The 16,709-nt window shown below is 63.8% G+C and carries 13 protein-coding genes; 10 read left to right on the top strand and 3 right to left on the bottom strand.

What is annotated here, in order from left to right:
• Window positions 1-153: 153 nt before the first annotated feature.
• Window positions 154-660: a hypothetical protein gene (locus EV192_RS50165; protein ID WP_132125908.1), complete on the bottom strand. Its 507-nt coding sequence runs from the start codon at window positions 658-660 to the stop codon at window positions 154-156.
• 562 nt (window positions 661-1,222) lie between these two features.
• On the opposite strand from EV192_RS50165, the gene EV192_RS50160 reads away from it, so the two are divergent.
• Window positions 1,223-4,309 (top strand): NACHT domain-containing protein, encoded by a 3,087-nt coding sequence (locus EV192_RS50160; protein ID WP_132125907.1) that lies wholly within the window; start codon window positions 1,223-1,225, stop codon window positions 4,307-4,309.
• Window positions 4,310-4,391: 82 nt separating this feature from the next.
• Here the strand turns inward: EV192_RS50160 and EV192_RS50155 are convergent, their stop codons facing one another.
• Together EV192_RS50155 and EV192_RS50150 are read right to left on the bottom strand one after the other, a co-directional pair.
• Window positions 4,392-4,991 carry a YdcF family protein gene (locus EV192_RS50155; protein ID WP_132125906.1) on the bottom strand — a complete coding sequence of 200 codons (600 nt, stop codon included), beginning with the start codon at window positions 4,989-4,991 and terminating at the stop codon, window positions 4,392-4,394.
• The gene (locus EV192_RS50150) at window positions 4,988-6,445 is read right to left on the bottom strand and encodes a helix-turn-helix transcriptional regulator (protein ID WP_165961016.1); all 1,458 of its coding nucleotides are present in this window, start codon (window positions 6,443-6,445) and stop codon (window positions 4,988-4,990) included. The genes EV192_RS50155 and EV192_RS50150 overlap by 4 nt, the downstream gene beginning before the upstream one ends.
• A gap of 135 nt (window positions 6,446-6,580) precedes the next feature.
• On the opposite strand from EV192_RS50150, the gene EV192_RS50145 reads away from it, so the two are divergent.
• The 9 genes from EV192_RS50145 (at window position 6,581) to EV192_RS50105 (ending at window position 16,699) form a co-directional block, all read left to right on the top strand.
• A complete protein-coding gene (locus EV192_RS50145; protein WP_243727590.1) occupies window positions 6,581-7,792 on the top strand; it encodes a radical SAM protein in 1,212 nt (403 codons plus the stop codon).
• Window positions 7,789-8,388: a 3'-5' exonuclease gene (locus EV192_RS50140; RefSeq protein WP_165961015.1), complete on the top strand. Its 600-nt coding sequence runs from the start codon at window positions 7,789-7,791 to the stop codon at window positions 8,386-8,388. The genes EV192_RS50145 and EV192_RS50140 overlap by 4 nt, the downstream gene beginning before the upstream one ends.
• 20 nt (window positions 8,389-8,408) lie before the next feature.
• Window positions 8,409-9,017 (top strand): AAA family ATPase, encoded by a 609-nt coding sequence (locus tag EV192_RS50135; protein WP_132125903.1) that lies wholly within the window; start codon window positions 8,409-8,411, stop codon window positions 9,015-9,017.
• 238 nt (window positions 9,018-9,255) lie between these two features.
• Window positions 9,256-9,783 (top strand): ATP-binding protein, encoded by a 528-nt coding sequence (locus EV192_RS50130; protein ID WP_132125902.1) that lies wholly within the window; start codon window positions 9,256-9,258, stop codon window positions 9,781-9,783.
• Between the two features lie 58 nt (window positions 9,784-9,841).
• A complete protein-coding gene (locus EV192_RS50125) occupies window positions 9,842-10,729 on the top strand; it encodes an aldo/keto reductase (RefSeq protein WP_132125901.1) in 888 nt (295 codons plus the stop codon).
• Window positions 10,730-10,921: 192 nt separating this feature from the next.
• Window positions 10,922-12,169 (top strand): methyltransferase, FxLD system, encoded by a 1,248-nt coding sequence (gene fxlM / locus EV192_RS50120; protein WP_132125900.1) that lies wholly within the window; start codon window positions 10,922-10,924, stop codon window positions 12,167-12,169.
• A gap of 60 nt (window positions 12,170-12,229) precedes the next feature.
• Window positions 12,230-12,397 (top strand): FxLD family lanthipeptide, encoded by a 168-nt coding sequence (locus EV192_RS50115; RefSeq protein ID WP_132125899.1) that lies wholly within the window; start codon window positions 12,230-12,232, stop codon window positions 12,395-12,397.
• Between the two features lie 94 nt (window positions 12,398-12,491).
• Window positions 12,492-15,467 (top strand): lantibiotic dehydratase, encoded by a 2,976-nt coding sequence (locus EV192_RS50110; protein WP_207926915.1) that lies wholly within the window; start codon window positions 12,492-12,494, stop codon window positions 15,465-15,467.
• Window positions 15,464-16,699 (top strand): lanthionine synthetase C family protein, encoded by a 1,236-nt coding sequence (locus EV192_RS50105; RefSeq protein WP_132125898.1) that lies wholly within the window; start codon window positions 15,464-15,466, stop codon window positions 16,697-16,699. Before EV192_RS50110 ends, EV192_RS50105 begins: the two co-directional genes overlap by 4 nt.
• The last annotated feature ends 10 nt before the right edge of the window (window positions 16,700-16,709 follow it).

Here is a 16,709-nt window from a genome sequence, read left to right as displayed (position 1 = left end):
GGGTCGCTCCGCTTGCTGATAAGGCAACCGGAGCGACCCGACAATCTGCTTCAGGGCGGTTACTTGATGATCAACGGCTCTTCTGTAGTCAGCACGATGTGCGCTGGCCAATCAGCCACGTGACGCCGGTCGTCCACGAAGTTCAAGTCCTTATTACGCGGCACCGTTCTCCGAGTTCCATCGCTTGATGTCGCGGACCTCGTCGGCGGCCCGCTTCAGGTGAGCGGCCGTCGCGAGTGCTTCAGCTGGTGACATCACGACATCGTATGGCGCTTCGCCGTTACAGTCGTTCTCCAAGGCGCGCAGATGCACGACCGGCTCATCGTCGTCGGCGCTTTGCCCAAAGCCGACCTGGATCGTCAGGCCCCACTCGATGTGAACGGTCCGAACCTCCGCCCGGTGATAACCGTCCCAATGCCACACGCGGCCGTTCGTGATCAATGGCCGAACCAAGCACCAACCCGGCGAGCAGGTCTCTGGATGCTCGGGCTCGCGCCGCCTCCGTTCATCGATCGCGGTGACCTTCTCGTGGGTGAGCGGGTTGCCGTGACGATCGACCCTGATCGGCAAAGCTGCGGTCTGCACATCGGGTTCGATACACGCAATACGCGGCACCGCCTCCAACCTCTTCGAAGCGCCCATGCTCTTGGTTGCGGTCATAGTTCCATCCTCCGTGTGGTCACGCCTGCTCGCGGGTCATCCAGTTGCCGAGCAGTGGGGTAGGTGGTCCTTTATGAGACGGTCGATCTTGGCGGTCATCACGCGGATCGGGACACCACTTGCTCAGCTCCACTTACCATGGCAATGTCGGCGACGCCTTCCGGCGTGCACTGGAACTCTTGAGACTCCGCCGCGCTGGGTTCGGAACCCGTACTACACGTTGGCAGCGCGCAGGTGGTCTGGCTGAATTCCTCGTGATTGTCGAGCATGCCAACTGGCGCGGACAACCGGTGAGTTGTCCAGGTTCTTACTCGGCGGACCGGATGCCGCTGACGTGCAGGACTGGACACAAGGGGCTGTGAGGCCACCAAGACCGGTGCCCGCGATGGTGATCGGTGATTGATGTTCACCCGGGTGTTCCTCATTGAATTGTCGCGCATCGGAAGCAAGTGCAAGGCACGTCGATCTTGCCTGCAGTGACGTAGCGGTAGGCCCCCGCCAACGTTGCCCCGATTGGCTGAAGCTGGCTCTCTGATCGCTCGGCAAGTGCAAGGATCTCTCGATGGCCAACACCTTCAGCTACGCGGACGCCGTGAAGCTTCTGGGCGCTAAGGAGCACAAGCTTGTCACCGCTTTGGATAAGATCGTGGGAGGGGCTCTACTTGGTGGCGCCACCTTCGGCATTACTGAGTTGCTCAGTTGGTTTGATGCCAAAGTCGATCTTGTCTCCCTGAGTCACCGGCTGTTGGTCAAAGCAGGAGAGGTGCGACAAGGCATAAGTCGACATGACCGCACGGAACGTCTACAGGCTGCCCACGCAGTTATTGTGGTGGTAGCGTTTTTTGACGTTCTGAAGGAGCTGAAACTCCCTGTCAAGCTTAAAGAGATTGGTTTGGATGACAGAGAGGCTCAGCTTAGACTCATGGACTTGACAAGTCTGTACGACGGAACATGGTTGCTGCCTTCGCCGAACCGGCCATATGACGAAAACTTGACTGCTGTGACGGACCAATACAGTCAAGCCGGTACTGCATTTCTCCAGCTCTTTGACGACCTGGCGGTATGGGACAGGTTGAGCGAAGCCGATCGAGCTCAAGTGACTCACCTGCTCGGCAACATCGCTCCGCGGGCTGTACGCCGCTATGAGGAGTTGATAGGCCAGCTCGCGGGCGAGTATCCCGAACTACGTTTCTGGCTACAGATGCAGCAAAACGCGTCCGTAAGGGCCGGTTTGGCTCGGGTGGAAACTGCTCTAGCGGATGTGCTGACAGGTGGGAAGCCTGATCCGCGCCGCTCCGAGCTTTCGAACCGTTATCGTGCGATGCTGAGTGGCCCCGTCATCGACCTAGACGAGGTGCCGGCAGGTATTGTGCTGCCAACGACAGAGAAAATATACATCGACCCGAGCTATCAGGTCTCCGCAATGTCTTCCACCGCGCGACCTGCGGAGCTTTCTTGGTGGGAAAAGGTTCTTGTGCGGTCTGATCTCCACCGGTATCTTGTCGGCTATATAACTTCACCCAAGGCGACAGTTCAACCGCTCATTGTCCTTGGCGATCCGGGTTCTGGGAAGTCACTGCTGACTAAAGTGCTCGCAGCGCGATTGCCTGCCAATGACTTTGTTGCTGTACGGGTCGAACTGCGTACTGTGCCTACCGAGGCTGATCTTGTCCAGCAGGTCGAGTATGGGCTGCGTGCCGCCCTCCATGAAGAACTCAGTTTCGCGCAACTGTCTCGCTCGGCAGGCGACGCACTACCTGTAGTTTTGCTAGATGGATTTGATGAGCTGTTGCAGGCCACAGGTGTTAGTCAAACCAACTATCTATACAACATTCAACGGTTTCAACGTGAACGAGCCGAACTGGGCCGTCCTGTCGTTGTGGTGGTGACCAGCCGGATCAGTGTCTCCAGTGGGATGCAGATCCCGCAGGACGCCGACGTACTGCGTCTGGTTCCGTTCACTGACGAGCAGGTTGGCCGGTGGCTGGAGGTTTGGAACAAATCAAATGCTGAATATTTTCGGAAAAATATGTTGGATCCACTGGAACCCAAGCTGGCGCTTGTTCATCGTGACCTAGCTGTTCAACCGCTGTTGTTGCTGATGCTTGCTCTCTACGATGCTGCAGACAATTCTTTGCTGCGCGATCACGAAAGCCTTGGTCGGGTAGGATTGTATGAGCGTTTGTTGGCCAGATTCGCTCATCGTGAGGTACGTAAGGACGACAGGGATGGCCTATCGCTGGATCTGGAGAGCAACGTCGAGATAGAGTTTGAGCGGCTATCAGTAGTGGCGCTTGCAATGTTCCATCGCGGCTCTCAATGGGTCAGTCAGAAAGATATCGACGACGATCTGGCCAGTCTGCTGGAAGTGCAACAACCGCATAGAGGAAGTGGAATGCGTACGCCCCTGACTCCAGGTGCTGCCGTTCTAGGTCGGTTCTTCTTTGTACAGTGCGCGACGGCGCAGCGTGACTCTCAGCCTTTGCATACATATGAGTTCCTGCATTCAACCTTCGGCGAGTACCTGGTTGCGCGCTTTATTTGGTGCCTCCTAATTGAGCTACTGCCCGCCGATCCACCTCGGACTCGGCGTAGGTTGAATACCTATATACATGACGATGATCTCTACGCAGTGCTGTCGCTCACGCCGTTGACAGCCAGTCGATCTGTACTCGACTTTCTAGCTGAGATGGCGATGTCGGACGTGAACCGAAACGTGCTTATTGACGTTGTGACTAGACTGTTTGAAGTTGCGTTCGAACATCGTGCCCGATCTAAGGAAGGCTATCGCCCGGTCCATCGCCCGGCGCCGTCAAAGTATGCGATCTACAGTCTCAATCTAGTTTTGCTGTCGGCGGTCCTTGATAGCGCCGTAGAAACGCGAAGTCTTGGCATTCACGATTGGCCGAGACTCACAGCTTTCTGGAAATCGCAACTGTCCACCGGGGAATGGGCCACCTTGATACAATCGTTGCGAGCGCTGTGGTTGGATGCATCAAACGTTGTGGTGTCGATTGGCGACTCGTGGCCTCCGTTCGTTGAACTAAAGCGTCTCGATCAAAGTTTGTCCTTGCAGGACGCTGCGCGCGAATTAAATTTCACGGTCGACCCCGCTGGCAATTTGTTCAGATATGCATTTGAGGCGCTACCGGACGAACGGTTCAATGTGCACTATGCGCGTGCACTGGTGGACCTCACCGCGTCGCCTATGGATTCCGACACACGCCATCAAAACTATCTGCGGTGGGCCGACGAATTTCCAGACTTGGTGTTGGACCGTCTTCGGCGTGATACGTGGGTCAGCGTCGACACACTACAGTTGTTGGCGGCCAAAACACTTGGAGGGAGTGGTGCGTTCCTGGCGCAACTATGCGAACGAATTGGTCGCGGCCTCGCCGACGGTGAGCTATTGGAAGTCTTCGCTGCAGCGTGGAAAGGGATGGCCACTAGCCCACGCCACGAAATTCCTGTCCTCGACGCGTGGCTGCGGCTCCACGAGAAGGGGTATGAGTTTCCTGCGGACCGAGCGTATCCCGATCTCGCGGAAGTGCTACATTTTGTAAATCTTGGGGCAATAGGAGCGGTTCAACCTGGGCTCATACGGCGTGCTCGTATCGCGGCACAGGAACTCGGTATCATTGACGATTGACGTTATTTCATTTTTGGGTCGCTCAAACTGTCGGCCATGTGGCAAACGCATCGAGATTGGACTGTAGTACAGTTAGTCACTGTCAGCGCCATGCGCCTTTAATGCGATTCAATTCTTTGAAACTGCCGTCGGCGACGCGGTGTGATACCTCCTGCCATTCGCGTGTAACTCGGCGGTTGCCGTCTGGATGTTCGTTCCAGTTTGCGCGTGTGATTGGGATGCCGGAGTAGACTGGTTCAAAGGTGATGGCGTAGATAGCTTCCAGTTCGGGTAGTAGCGTTCGCAGATAGTGGATAGCTCGGCGATGGTACCATTTGCAGACTGCGGTGATCGCAAGTCTCGAATCTAAAGCCTCTCGAAGATGGGGTACGGCGAATTCTACGTTTTGCTGCGTATTTGCCGACTGATCCTCGCATCGGATAGCGGCGTCGCTGACGCCTCTCTCGATGAGTAGGCGGCGAAATTCTCGGCCTTCGACAATGCCATTGTGTCGGTTGACGCCTCCGGTCGCGATGATGAGCGGCGCAAGTCCTTTGTGGTAACGGTCAGCGACAATGTCCACGGGAATGACTTGGTTGGTGCCGAAGATGAAGTGCGCCGTTGCTCCAGGCGGAGGAGCCGTCACGTCCGCGTAGTCCGTGATAGTGGCTACCTGCTCGGGAGTGTAGATGTCCTCTGTCATTCCTTTTCCTTGGGCGCTAAGTGTGAGCAGTGATGGCGCAATTCGCTTGATGCGCGATCAGTCATATCTAGATAGAGGTCGTGGTAGCCGACAACTTCTGCCGCATCCTTGTGACCGCGGATCAAAGCCTGGTCGAGCTTGCCCGCAAGCACCAATGTGGGCCAGACCAATCCGCTGCTGTCGAGAGCTGTCCGCCCGGCCACGGCCGCTTCGTCGATATGACCCAGGCCCGCTTCCGCGAGTCCGAGAATCAGGAGGGTGCGGGCGTAGCTTGAGGACTGCCTGTTGCGATTGTGCGTGCTAGTCGGATATGCGGCGTTAATAACACTTCTCGTCGCCGACGCGGCCTCCTGGAATCGATTCAAGAGAAGGAGCGATGTCGCTGTATACGGCGGATCTTCCGCAAGTGCGATGGAGAACGCGCCGGTTGTTGCAACGTTGGTTGGGAGGTCCGCTATCGCATTGGTTGCGCGACGCTTCGCGTGCGTCATTCCTTCAGTGTCTCCGAGCATTGCGCGAGCCCGCATTTCATGCGCGGCAAGCTTGGCGCGTGCGACCGTGCCCATTGGAGCGACCGCTTGGCCTTGAACCACAAGCTCGACCGAGCGGCTCGTCCGACCTTGGTAGTAAGCCATCGTTGCTCTGGTCAAGGCGGCCCAACCAGCGATATCGCGACTGCCCGATTCGTCGCCGCGTCGCTCTGCGTCCACACACCAAACAAGTGCCGACTCATGATCTCCCATGTAGCTTGTGGCGACAGCAAGTAGATTGGACAGCCGCCCTGCCGCGAAAGTGAGGTCTGATCGTTGCGGTGCCGATGTTCCTGGTCGGTCGAGTAGGCCACCTGCATACGATCTAACGTTGAGCAGGTCACCATACGTCTCGGCCAGCGGCGCGACGGACAGCTTCTCCGAATAGTGAGATATGAGTTCGTTCAGGCAGTCGATGGCGACGCCGAGAGTGTCCGCGTGGCCTGACGTTACTATTTCGAGCGCTTGCAGAACACGTGTTTGCGAAGATAGCGCAGTGCCGAAAGCGGCAGCTCCACCAACGGCTAGGAAGCTGCGCCGATTCACAGGATTTCTCTCAACACGCGCGCTATTGCCTGAACTCATTGTCGTTGCCGACCCTGCATCGACGGTCGGCGAAGCGACAGGTCCGGTAGGACGTTCCATCGCTGTCATGTCCTGGCGCAGGGCTGCCTGTTCAACCTTTGCGTTCTGCCGCAGTGCGATCAGTGCGCCGTTCGCGGCGAGAGCCTTGTCGAGCGCTTTGATCAGCTCCTGGGATGGGACGTTCTTTCCGGCGCGCTCAGCCATCGAGACGTACTGGCGGGTGTACCCGATCATCCCCGCGAGTTCAGGCTGACTGAGGTCAGCGGCCTTGCGTAGGCGTTTGATCTCCTGGGCGAGCTGTGCCGCAGCTGAGTCGGCGGTCGCTCCGTCTGCTGTCACCGGCGACTCCACGCGCGTGGGGCAAATGGGGGGCAAATGCTACGGGTAGCTGGTTTGCCTCATTACGCGATCTTAGCTGGTCCTGGTTCTGTGAGGTCAGTTCGTTACTGCCAGCCCAATGACCAGGAGGCGCCCGTGACCACGACTGCGGACAGGCAGGCGGCATCCCCGGAAGGTGCGGCATTGGCGATCCGCCGACAGGTGCCGTTGGTGACCGAAGCTGAACGGGCCTCGATGCGGCCCGAGTTGATGGACGTGATCGAGAACCGCAAGTCCGGGTTGAGCGCGAACTGGATCGTGGGGTGCCCGCTGGACTGCGGGTACTGCGTGCGCCACCTGTTCGACAACTTCGGCATGAAGGTGCCCCGAGCGATCATGCGGGAGGCCGAGGCGGCCGACCTGCTGACCGGACATCCCTACTTCCAGCCGCACGTCACGCCGATCCAACTGCTCAACCGGGCGACGGACCCCATGTTGCCCGTGGTGAAGCCCCACACCTTCGAGATGCTGCGGCTGCTGGATGAACGCGAGCTGACCAACCACGTGCTGGTGATCTCCCGCTGGCGAGTCGAGCCGGAGGACTGCGCGGTGCTGAACTCGTTCCGCAACATCAAGATCACGCTCTTGATCACGTACTCAGGGATCGAGCACGAACAGGTGGAGCCGGTCGACTCCACCATCGCCGCGACCTCGTTGCGAACAGCGTTCGAGCTGGCTGAGCGGTACCGGACGATCTTGTACTGGCGCCCGATCGTGCCGGGCCTCAACGACGGCGACGAGCACCTGAGTCGCGCGCTCGACCTCAGCCGATACGCGCACGCCACCGTGTTCACCGGCCTGTTCTACAAGGATCAGATTCGGGCCTACTACCGGGACCACGGGCTTCCAGAGCCCTACGAGGAAGGGGCACGCCGCAAGGTCTTCCCCGAGTCGCTGGAGCAGCGCATCCTTGGCGTCGCTCGGTCGCGCTCCGCTGGTGGATCACCGCTGTTTCGCAAGACTTCCTGCGCTGTCACCTACGCGCACGGCGACGCGGACTACAACGGTCACTATGGCATCCGCGAGCTGTGCGACATCTGCCCGGCCGCTCAGGTGCAGCGCTGCGCGAAGGCGTGGACTCCGCCGCCGGCACGGGAGGCCGCCGCGATGGCCGAGGCGTTGGACGGCAAGCTGGTCACGATCAACGACCGTGCCGTGGTGGTTGAGGGACTGGATGAGCAGCGTCGGTACGTCATGCAGCACAGCCTGGGCTTTCAGGTGCACGACGTGACCAAGCCGCACCACCTGCACCGCCACGGGCGGGCCGAGATCGGTTGGCCTGCGATGACGAAGGAGACGACTCCGTGACCGCTTTCCTGCCTGCCGCTTTGAAGGGCCAACAGCTCGTCGTGGTCGATGTGGAGGGCAACGGCCAGCAGCCGCCCGAGATCATCGAGATCGCTCTGCTGCCCGTGGATGGTGAGGTGCAGGGGGAGCACCTGCGGTCGTGGATGATCCGTCCCGAACGGCAGATCAACGCGATGGTGACGCGCAAGGTTCACGGCATCAGCAACGAGGACGTGGCACACTGCCCGCCGTGGTCGGTGGTCGCGACTGAGGTTGAGCCGCTGCTGACCGGCCGCACGCTGGTCGCGCACAACGCCTCGGTAGAGCTGAACGTCCTCACCACCCACCTCCCGGCCTGGAAACCGCCGATGGTGCTCGACACGCTGCGACTCGCCAAGCACGTCATGCCCACCCTCAGCGGCGGGTACGGGCTCGACAACGTCGCGCGAGCGATCGAACTGGACACCAGCGGTATCGAGGAGCAGCGCTACCACTGCGCCAGCTACGACACCTGGTGTGCCTGGAAACTCCTCCTCACCTTGATCGAACTCGGCACGCTCGACTGGGACCGGTTGGTCAACGTTGCCGCCCTTCCCGGATTCGTTCCCCTCAGTTAGCCAGAAGGAGGGTTGTGGTGATGGACGAAGTCGAAAAGCCCGTGATCATTGGAGTTCTCGGCACCCACTCCACCGGGAAGTCCACCTTCCTCGCTCGCCTCGCTCACGATCTGCGGCGCCAGCACATCCAGGTCGCAACCGTGGCCGACCTCGGCGAGCAGGCTCAACGCACCGGCCTGCCGATCCTGCGCAACCACACCTGGGCCTCGACACTGTGGTTCCTCACGCGGGGGATCAGCTACGAACTGGAAGCATGGCTTCATGGCGACGTCGTGCTCGTTGACCGGCCCGCGCCTGACGCCCTCGGGTACTACCGTGCCGCTCTGGAGTATCGCGGCGAGCGGCCCGAATCCAACATCCTGGCCTACCTGGAATCCCTCGTTCGCGGCCACAGCGTCCACTATGACTTGTTGTTTCGCACGACGCTGGACCCTTCAATCCCGTTAGGCGGCAACAAGGAACGCGACGAGGACAGTGAGTTCCGCGTGCTCGCGGATCACTGCGTCGGCCACGTTCTCGATGACCTCAGCCTGGCCCATGAGCTGCTGCCAGCGGACGGACACGACCGGGCTCTTCTCCGGGCGAACGACTTCGTCAACACGTCGCTAGCGGGCCAAGCGGCGGTGTAGTCGCAGACAAGTCGGCGGCGGGGTCAAGCGGTCCCCGACCCCTGATCCCGCCGTCTTCCAACCACCCTGCCGAAGGCGTTTGCAATGGCAATCTCCGCGCCGGGTGCTCGCTGTCATCTGGACGGCTCGCACCGACGAGCCCTGAGCAGGGCGGAAAGGAGCGTTGTTCATGACCGTGACGGCCGCGCACTTCCGTACAGAGCGCGTAACCACAACGGCTATCCCGGCCCTGCGTGTCATGACTAGCGCGCCGCGGCCGAGGGCGATCTCCGACCTGACCTTGGTGGCCACGTCCACGGCCGTGAGCGTCGGACTCTTGTTCGTCCGGTACACCCTGACGGAGTGGGACCGCCCCGAGTTGGCGAGCAACGGTGAAGCTCTGCTCTCGGAGCTGGTCAGCCAGGCCGTGCAGCTCATCGGCGTGCCCGATCCGTCGACGCGCTGGCGGGACCTGGACGACCTAGCCCTCATCCAGCTGCGGCTGGTGCTGTTCGATCACGCGATCGTCATCGAGGTTGCCGACCGGCACCGTGAACCGCCCAACCCATCGGACGCCTTCCGCTCGCTCAGCAAGCAGTGGAACTTCTACCCCACGGAGGCGGGGCGGGTGGTGTGGTGCGAGCTGGAGCTACCGCAGTACCAGCTGACCGAACACGGCCTGCCGAAGCGGAGGCCATCCCCCAGGCCGATCACACAACGTCCACCGACGCTACCGGGTGATCGGGACGTTCTACAACGCGTACGCGAGTGGCTCGAAGAGCTGTAGCACCTCAGCGCTCGCCCCACTCCATCCACTTTGTCCAAAGATGATAAGGCGTTTATCGATGACCGCTGATGAAAAGAACTCGGCTCCGACCATCCTCCCGATCGGCGAACCCCCCGCCCGCCGTATCGCGTTCGGCTCCATGCAGCTCACCGGCCCCGGGCATTGGGCCGCACCGGCTAACCCGGAACGGGCCATGCAGGTACTCCGGGATGCTGTCGACGCGGGCGTGACGCACATCGACACCGCCGATGCCTACGGCCCGTTCACCGCAGAGAAGTACATTCGCAAGGCGTTGCATCCGTACCAGGACGGCTTGGTCATCGCGACCAAGGGCGGCCTTACTCGCCAAGGTCCCGGCAAGTGGGCTCCGTGTGGGCGGCCGGAGTACCTTCGCCAGTGCGTCGAGATGAGCCTACGACGGCTCCAGGTCGAGCGGATCGACCTGTATTACCTCCACCGTATTGACCCGGCCGTGTCGATGGAGGATCAGCTTGCCGTGCTCTCCGACATGCAGGCCGAGGGGAAGATTCATCACATTGGTCTGTCCAAGGTGGACGTAAGTCAAGTCCGCAGGGCCAGCGAGCTGATTGCGGTTGCTGCCGTGCAGAACAAGTACAACATCACGAACCGGGTGTTCGAAGAGGTTCTTCGTCTTTGTGAACTCGCCGGTATCGCCTTCGTACCGTACGCGCCGCTGGCGTCTGGCCGGCTCGCACAGCCTCACGGTGTGCTTGACGAGCTGGCTACCAACTACAACGCGACACCTGCCCAGCTCGCACTGGCGTGGCTGTTGCACCGGTCTCCGGTGATGATGCCGATCCCCGGAACCAGTTGCAGCACGCACCTCCACGAGAACCTGGTGGCCGCTCAGATCGACCTGACGCGCGAGGACGTGGTGGCGATAGGTCTGGCCATCGATCGCAACCCCGCCGCCAGCGTCATGTGACCCCGGCTCCAAAACCGTTCGCCAATCCTGTTGGCGTGCCCGAAAATAGTCGCCCCATGAATCTCTGAAGCCGGCAGAGACAACAGACTTCATCCCAGCCGCCGTCGTTCGAGCGGTGATACACCAGGCGTCCTGGCCGGCGAACCGGCGCGTGCCCATGCAGGCGAGAACACCTACTGAGAAAGTGACCGAGTGAACACACTACGAGACGACGACACCGCCACTGGGCAGGATGCCGCTGCGCTTCGCGGGGCGATGGTCGGACAGTTGCGCACCCACGGCGAACTGCGCACCGACACCGTCACCCGGGCGTTCGCCACGGTCCCGCGCGAGGCGTTCGCGCCCGGTGCGCCCCTGGAGCAGGTCTACAACCGCGACGACGTCGTCATCACCAAGCGGGACGAGAACGGGCTCGCTGTCAGCTCGGTGTCCGCGCCGCGGATCCAGGCGATCATGCTGGAGCAGGCCGACATCCGGCCTGGGATGCGGGTGCTGGAGATCGGCTCTGGCGGCTACAACGCCGCGCTGATCGCGGAACTGGTCGGTCCGGAGGGCGAGGTCACCACCGTCGACATCGACCCGTTCGTGGTCGACCGAGCCACGCAGTACCTGGCCGAGGCCGGATATCCGCAGGTCCGGGTACTGCTGGTGGACGCCGAGGGTGGCGTCCCCGAACACGCGCCATTCGACCGGATCATCGTCACGGCCGGAGCCTGGGACATTCCGCCCGCCTGGACCGAACAGCTCGCCGAGGACGGCGTGCTCGTCGTCCCGCTGCGGCTGCGTGGGCTCACCAGGTCCATCGCCCTTGTCCGCGAGCGGGGACACCTGGTCAGCTGCGGATACGAGCTGTGCGGGTTCGTCCCGATCCAGGGCGCCGGGGCCAACGCCGAGCGTCTGGTACTGCTGCAAAGCGAGGACATTGCGCTGCGGGTTGACGGCGACCAGATCGTGGACGCTGACGGCCTGCGCAACGCGCTGACCTTGCCACGGGTTGCCCGCCAGTCGGGCGTCGAGGTGGGCGGGTTCGAGCCATTCGACGACCTGGACCTGTTCCTGGCCACCGCGTTGGACGCCTTCGGGCTGCTCGTGGCGAAGCCCGCCGCGATCGAGGCTGGCCTGGTGGAACGTTCCACCCGCATGGGCGCCAAGACAGCTCTGGAAGGTGGCAGCTTCGCCTATCGGGCTTCGCAGGCGACGTCGGAGGACCGCACGTCGTTCGAGTTCGTGGTCTACGGCCACGGCCCGGACGCCGATCGAATCGCGAATGAGTACGTCGAGCTGATCCGGGAATGGGATCGCCTGCACCGGCACGGTCCTGGCGCGCGGATCGAGGTCTTCCCGACCGCGACACCGCACGCGGAGATTCCCGACGGTCGCCTGATCGAGAAAAGGCATACGCGCGTCCTGATCTCCTGGCCACACCTGACGTCGTCCTGACAAGGCGCGGCCAGGTCGTCCTATCCGGAGATTCACCGAGCCTGCAAAGGAGAATCGCAAATGACGATCCAGTTGGACACATCGACCCCGGCCGCTGCGCCGGATACCGAGTTCGACCTCGACATCAGCATCGTCGCGTCCGGGCCTGTAGTTCCCGACCTGATGCGCAACACCGACGACAACTGCGGCCAGACCTGCCAGAGCGCCTGCTCCAACAGCACCTGCTGACGCCGCGTGCACTGACGGGGGGGTGACGGCTTGGCGGCGGGGGATCGACGCACCTCGCCGCCAGGCCGTCCTTCATGCGAAGGGGGTTGTTGAGGTGTTCACCGTCATCGACGCGGTCATGCTCCGGCTCGCGATCCAGCCGTCCAATGTGGATGACTGGCCGGACCTGACCGGCGGGCACGTGCCGCAGTGGCGCGACTGGCTGACCCGAACCTGGGCGGACGAGGCGTTCGCGCACGCGGTCGAAGCCGCCAGTCCAGACCTGGCCCGCCGGGTGATCGCAGTGCGCGCTGGGTACGAGCAGCGGTCCCGCCAGGTGCGCGGCGCGGTCTTATCGGTGCTGCGGTACCGGCTGCGGGCATCGAGCCGGGCAACGCCGTTCGGTCTGTTCGCCGGGGTGACGCCCGCCGCGTTCGGCCCTGCCACCACGGTCCGCATCGGCCATGACCACCGCGCGACCACCCGCGTTGACGCCGTGTGGCTCGCCCGGGTGGTAACCGAGCTGGAGCACTGCGCTGAGTTGGCTGCGCGGCTGTCGGTCATGGTAAACAACGTGGCGACGGTGCGCGACGGCCGGTTAGTCATCGGCCTGTGCCAGGACCCCACCCCGGCGGCGGCCCGCACCGACCCGGCCGAGGTGTCGATCCGCTACACAGCCGCCATCGAGCAGACCGTCCAGTCAGCGCGGACTCCGATCCGCCTGCGGGAACTCGCCGACCGGCTCGCCGAAGCGTTCCCCGGCACCACCAGGGCGATGATCATGGCAATGCTGGGCCAGCTGGTAGAGCAGCGTGTACTGATCAGCAGCCTGCGCCCGCCGATGACCGTCACCGACCCGCTCGCGCACGTCCTCACCGCCTTGGCCAACGCCCGTGCCTCGGACGTCCCGGCCGCTACCAGCCCGCTCATCCAGCTGCGCGAACGCGTCAGTGCAGGCCCGGTTGATCTGCGCGTGGACGCCGATGTCATCCTGCCCCGATCGGTCGCCACCGAGGTCGCACGAGCAGCGGGCGTGCTGGCGCGGCTGACGCCGCACCCGTTCGGCAAGCCGATCTGGCTGGACTACCACGCCCGTTTCCTGGAGCGCTACGGCATCGGCGCAGCCGTGCCGCTACTGGAACTAGTGAACCCAGACATCGGCTTCGGCTTCCCCGCCGGATACCGCGGCTCCCTGCTGGAGCGCCCCGTTCCCACAGTGTCCAAACGCGACGCCGCCCTACTGGGGCTGGCCCAGACCGCAGCCCTGAACCGCCGCGTCGAAGTCGCCCTCGACGACGCGGCGATCACACAGCTGCAGGCGGACAATCTCGTTCAGGCGCAGTGGCCACCGCATACCGAACTCGCTGTGCGAGTCCACGCGCCCAGCCGAACCGCGCTCGACCGGGGCGAGTACGAACTCGTGGTGGCTAGCGTGTTCCGCGCCGCCGGGACAACCACCGGCCGCTTTCTCGACCTACTCGACGCCGCCGAACAGGACCGCATGGACCGTGCGTACGCCGGGCTGCCCGCCGTCAACGACGGTGCGTTGCGTGTGCAGGTGTCCTGCCCGCCGCTCTACACCGAGACCGAGAACGTCGCCCGCAGCCGGCAGGTCCTGCCCGACCTGCTGTCCATCGGCGAGCACCGCCCCGACTCCGACGCCGTGCTGACGCCGGAGGATCTGCTGGTCGTCGGCGACGCGCACCGGTTCTACCTGTGGTCCCGCTCCCGAGCACGGCCGGTTGAGCCGGAAGTGTTCAGCGCAGTGGAGTTCACCAACTTCGCGCACCCGCTGCTGCGGTTCGTCTGCGAGCTGGCAGGCGCGCGGACCGCCACATGCGGGCCGTTCTCATGGGGCACCGCCGGGCAGCTGCCGTTCCTGCCTCGCCTCACCTACCGCCGCACTGTCCTCTCGCCCGCCCGCTGGGCCCTGGCAGGCACCGACCTGCCCGCAAAAGACGCGTCCTGGTCAGAGTGGACGGCTGCCGTGTCTGGGTGGCGAGAGCGGATGATGGTGCCTGCCGCGGTCTACCTCGGCGGCAACGACCAGCGCATCCGCCTGAACCTCGACGAGCCCGCGCACCTGCCCCTGCTCCGCGCCCAGCTCGACCGGCACGGACACGCCACCGTGCACGAAGCCCCCGCCACCGACGCGTTCGGCTGGCTCGACGGACACGCCCACGAGATTATCGTCCCGCTCGCCACCACCCAGGCACGGACCTGGCCACGTATCCCAGCACGCACCGCCGCGACCACCGCCCAGGACGCGCACCTGCCCGGCGCCGGCGAGTGGCTGTTCTGCAAGCTCTACGGCCACCCCGACCGGCACACCGCCCTGCTCACCACCCATCTGCCTGAACTACTGTCCACAATGGATGATCCGGCGCAGTGGTGGTTCCTGCCCTACCGCGACCCCGACAACCACCTGCGGCTGCGCATCCGGCTCACCGACCCCGAGTGCTTCGGCCCGGTCGCGGCCCGTCTCGGCGCATGGGTCGCGGATCTGCGGCGACTCGGGCTAATCGCCACGATGCAGCTGGACACCTACCGCCCGGAAACCGGCCGCTTCGGTTACGGACCTGCGATGACCGCCGCCGAAGCAGCGTTCACCGCCGACTCTGCCGCCGCACTCGCCCAACGCGCGCACCTGACCGGCCGAGATGCCGCGGATGGCCAGGCGCTGACCGCGGCGAGCCTGTTCGACCTCGCCGCCGCGTTCACCGGCGACCACAAGACGGGCGCCGCCTGGCTGATCGAGCACATCGCCACCGACCCAGTCCCCGCGCCCGAACGCGCCGTCTACGACCAGGCCCTGCACCTGGCCGACCCTCGCAACGACGCGGCCACGGTGCGGGAACTGCCCGGCGGCGAGCATATCGCAGCCGCCTGGGATCTACGGCGGAGCGCGCTGGCCAGCTACCGCGACACGCTCACCCTGTCCGGGCCAGCGCCGGACACGGTCCTGGCGTCGCTGCTGCACCTGCACTGCATCCGCACGTCCGGGATCGCGCCGGACGTCGAGCGGATCTGCCACCGCCTTGCCCGCGCTGCCGCCCTGAGCCAGACCACTCGCCCGAAAGTCCGCTCATGAGCTACCCCAACCCATCGCTGGCCGATCTGGCCGAGGACATCGCTGCCGGTCTCACCGATCCCACCTCCGTGCTCGACACCCACACCAGCGCCCACACTCCGCGACCGCAGTCGCTGGCCGGTGGCAGCGCTGGAGTCGCCCTCCTCCACACCGAACGCGCCTTCACCCAGCCTGACCAGTGGTCCACCGCTCACACCTGGCTGTCGGCCGTCGCCAGCGGCGACCTGGAAGGCAGCCCCGGCGCGTCCTTGTTCTTCGGCGTACCCGCTCTTGCGTTCGTCACCCGCGCAGCGGCCGAAGGCACCGGCCACTACCAGTGCGCCCTGGCTCAGCTCGACACCGCCAGCCAGGACCTGACCCGTGTGCGGCTCGCTGCTGCGCACGCCCGGATCGACCGCGGCGAGCGCCCGGCTCTGGCTGAGTTCGATCTGATCCGCGGCCTCACCGGCCTCGGCGCCTATCACCTGCTGCACTCACCCGAACACGAGGTGACCGCCGCAGTGCTGACCTACCTCGTCCGGCTAACCGAACCCCTGCCCGGCGGGGACGGGCTGCCCGGGTGGTGGACCGACCATGGCCCCACCGGGCAGCCACCGGCCGATTATCTCGGCGGGCATGGCAACTTCGGCATGGCGCACGGGATCGCCGGCCCCTTGGCGCTGCTCGCCCTGGCAATGCAACGCGACGTCATCGTCAACGGCCACCACCAGGCTATCGCCCGCATCTGCACATGGCTGGACGCCTGGCAACACGACCACCCCGCTGGCCCCTGGTGGCCCCGCACAATCACCCTGGACGAAACTCGCGCCGGACACTGCGACCAACCCGAGCCGTTGCAGCCGTCCTGGTGCTACGGCACACCCGGCATCGCCCGCGCCCAGCAACTCGCCGCCATCGTCACCGGCGACACCGCCCGCCAACGCACCGCCGAGACGACGCTGCTCGGCTGCCTGACCGATCCAGGCCAGCTCGCCCGGATCGTCGACCCCAGCCTCTGCCATGGTGCCGCCGGCCTCCTGCACACCGCTTGGCGGGCAGCCGCTGACGCCGCGACCGACGAGCTGAGCGCCTGCCTGCCGCACCTGGCCGCCCTGCTTGTTGAACGGCTTCGGACCGCGCCGCGCAGCATCGGACTGCTCGAAGGCAGCACCGGCGCGGCGCTCGCCCTGCATGCCGCTGCCACCGGCACCGTCCCACAGTCCAGTTGGGACACCTGCCTGCTGCTGGCCTGACCCCGTTTCC

Source organism: Actinocrispum wychmicini (genome assembly GCF_004345645.1).
Classification (GTDB): Bacteria; Actinomycetota; Actinomycetes; order Mycobacteriales; family Pseudonocardiaceae; genus Kibdelosporangium; species Kibdelosporangium wychmicini.
This window is presented reverse-complemented; position numbering and strand designations above follow the sequence as displayed.

Bases quoted from the DNA above. Each gene is read 5' to 3' on its own strand.
- EV192_RS50165 (WP_132125908.1), bottom strand. From the start codon at position 660: ATGACCGCAACCAAGAGCATGGGCGCTTCGAAGAGGTTGGAGGCGGTG.
- EV192_RS50160 (WP_132125907.1), top strand. From the start codon at position 1,223: ATGGCCAACACCTTCAGCTACGCGGACGCCGTGAAGCTTCTGGGCGCT.
- EV192_RS50155 (WP_132125906.1), bottom strand. From the start codon at position 4,991: ATGACAGAGGACATCTACACTCCCGAGCAGGTAGCCACTATCACGGAC.
- EV192_RS50135 (WP_132125903.1), top strand. From the start codon at position 8,409: ATGGACGAAGTCGAAAAGCCCGTGATCATTGGAGTTCTCGGCACCCAC.
- EV192_RS50130 (WP_132125902.1), top strand. From the start codon at position 9,256: ATGACTAGCGCGCCGCGGCCGAGGGCGATCTCCGACCTGACCTTGGTG.
- EV192_RS50125 (WP_132125901.1), top strand. From the start codon at position 9,842: ATGACCGCTGATGAAAAGAACTCGGCTCCGACCATCCTCCCGATCGGC.
- EV192_RS50115 (WP_132125899.1), top strand. From the start codon at position 12,230: ATGACGATCCAGTTGGACACATCGACCCCGGCCGCTGCGCCGGATACC.
- EV192_RS50105 (WP_132125898.1), top strand. From the start codon at position 15,464: ATGAGCTACCCCAACCCATCGCTGGCCGATCTGGCCGAGGACATCGCT.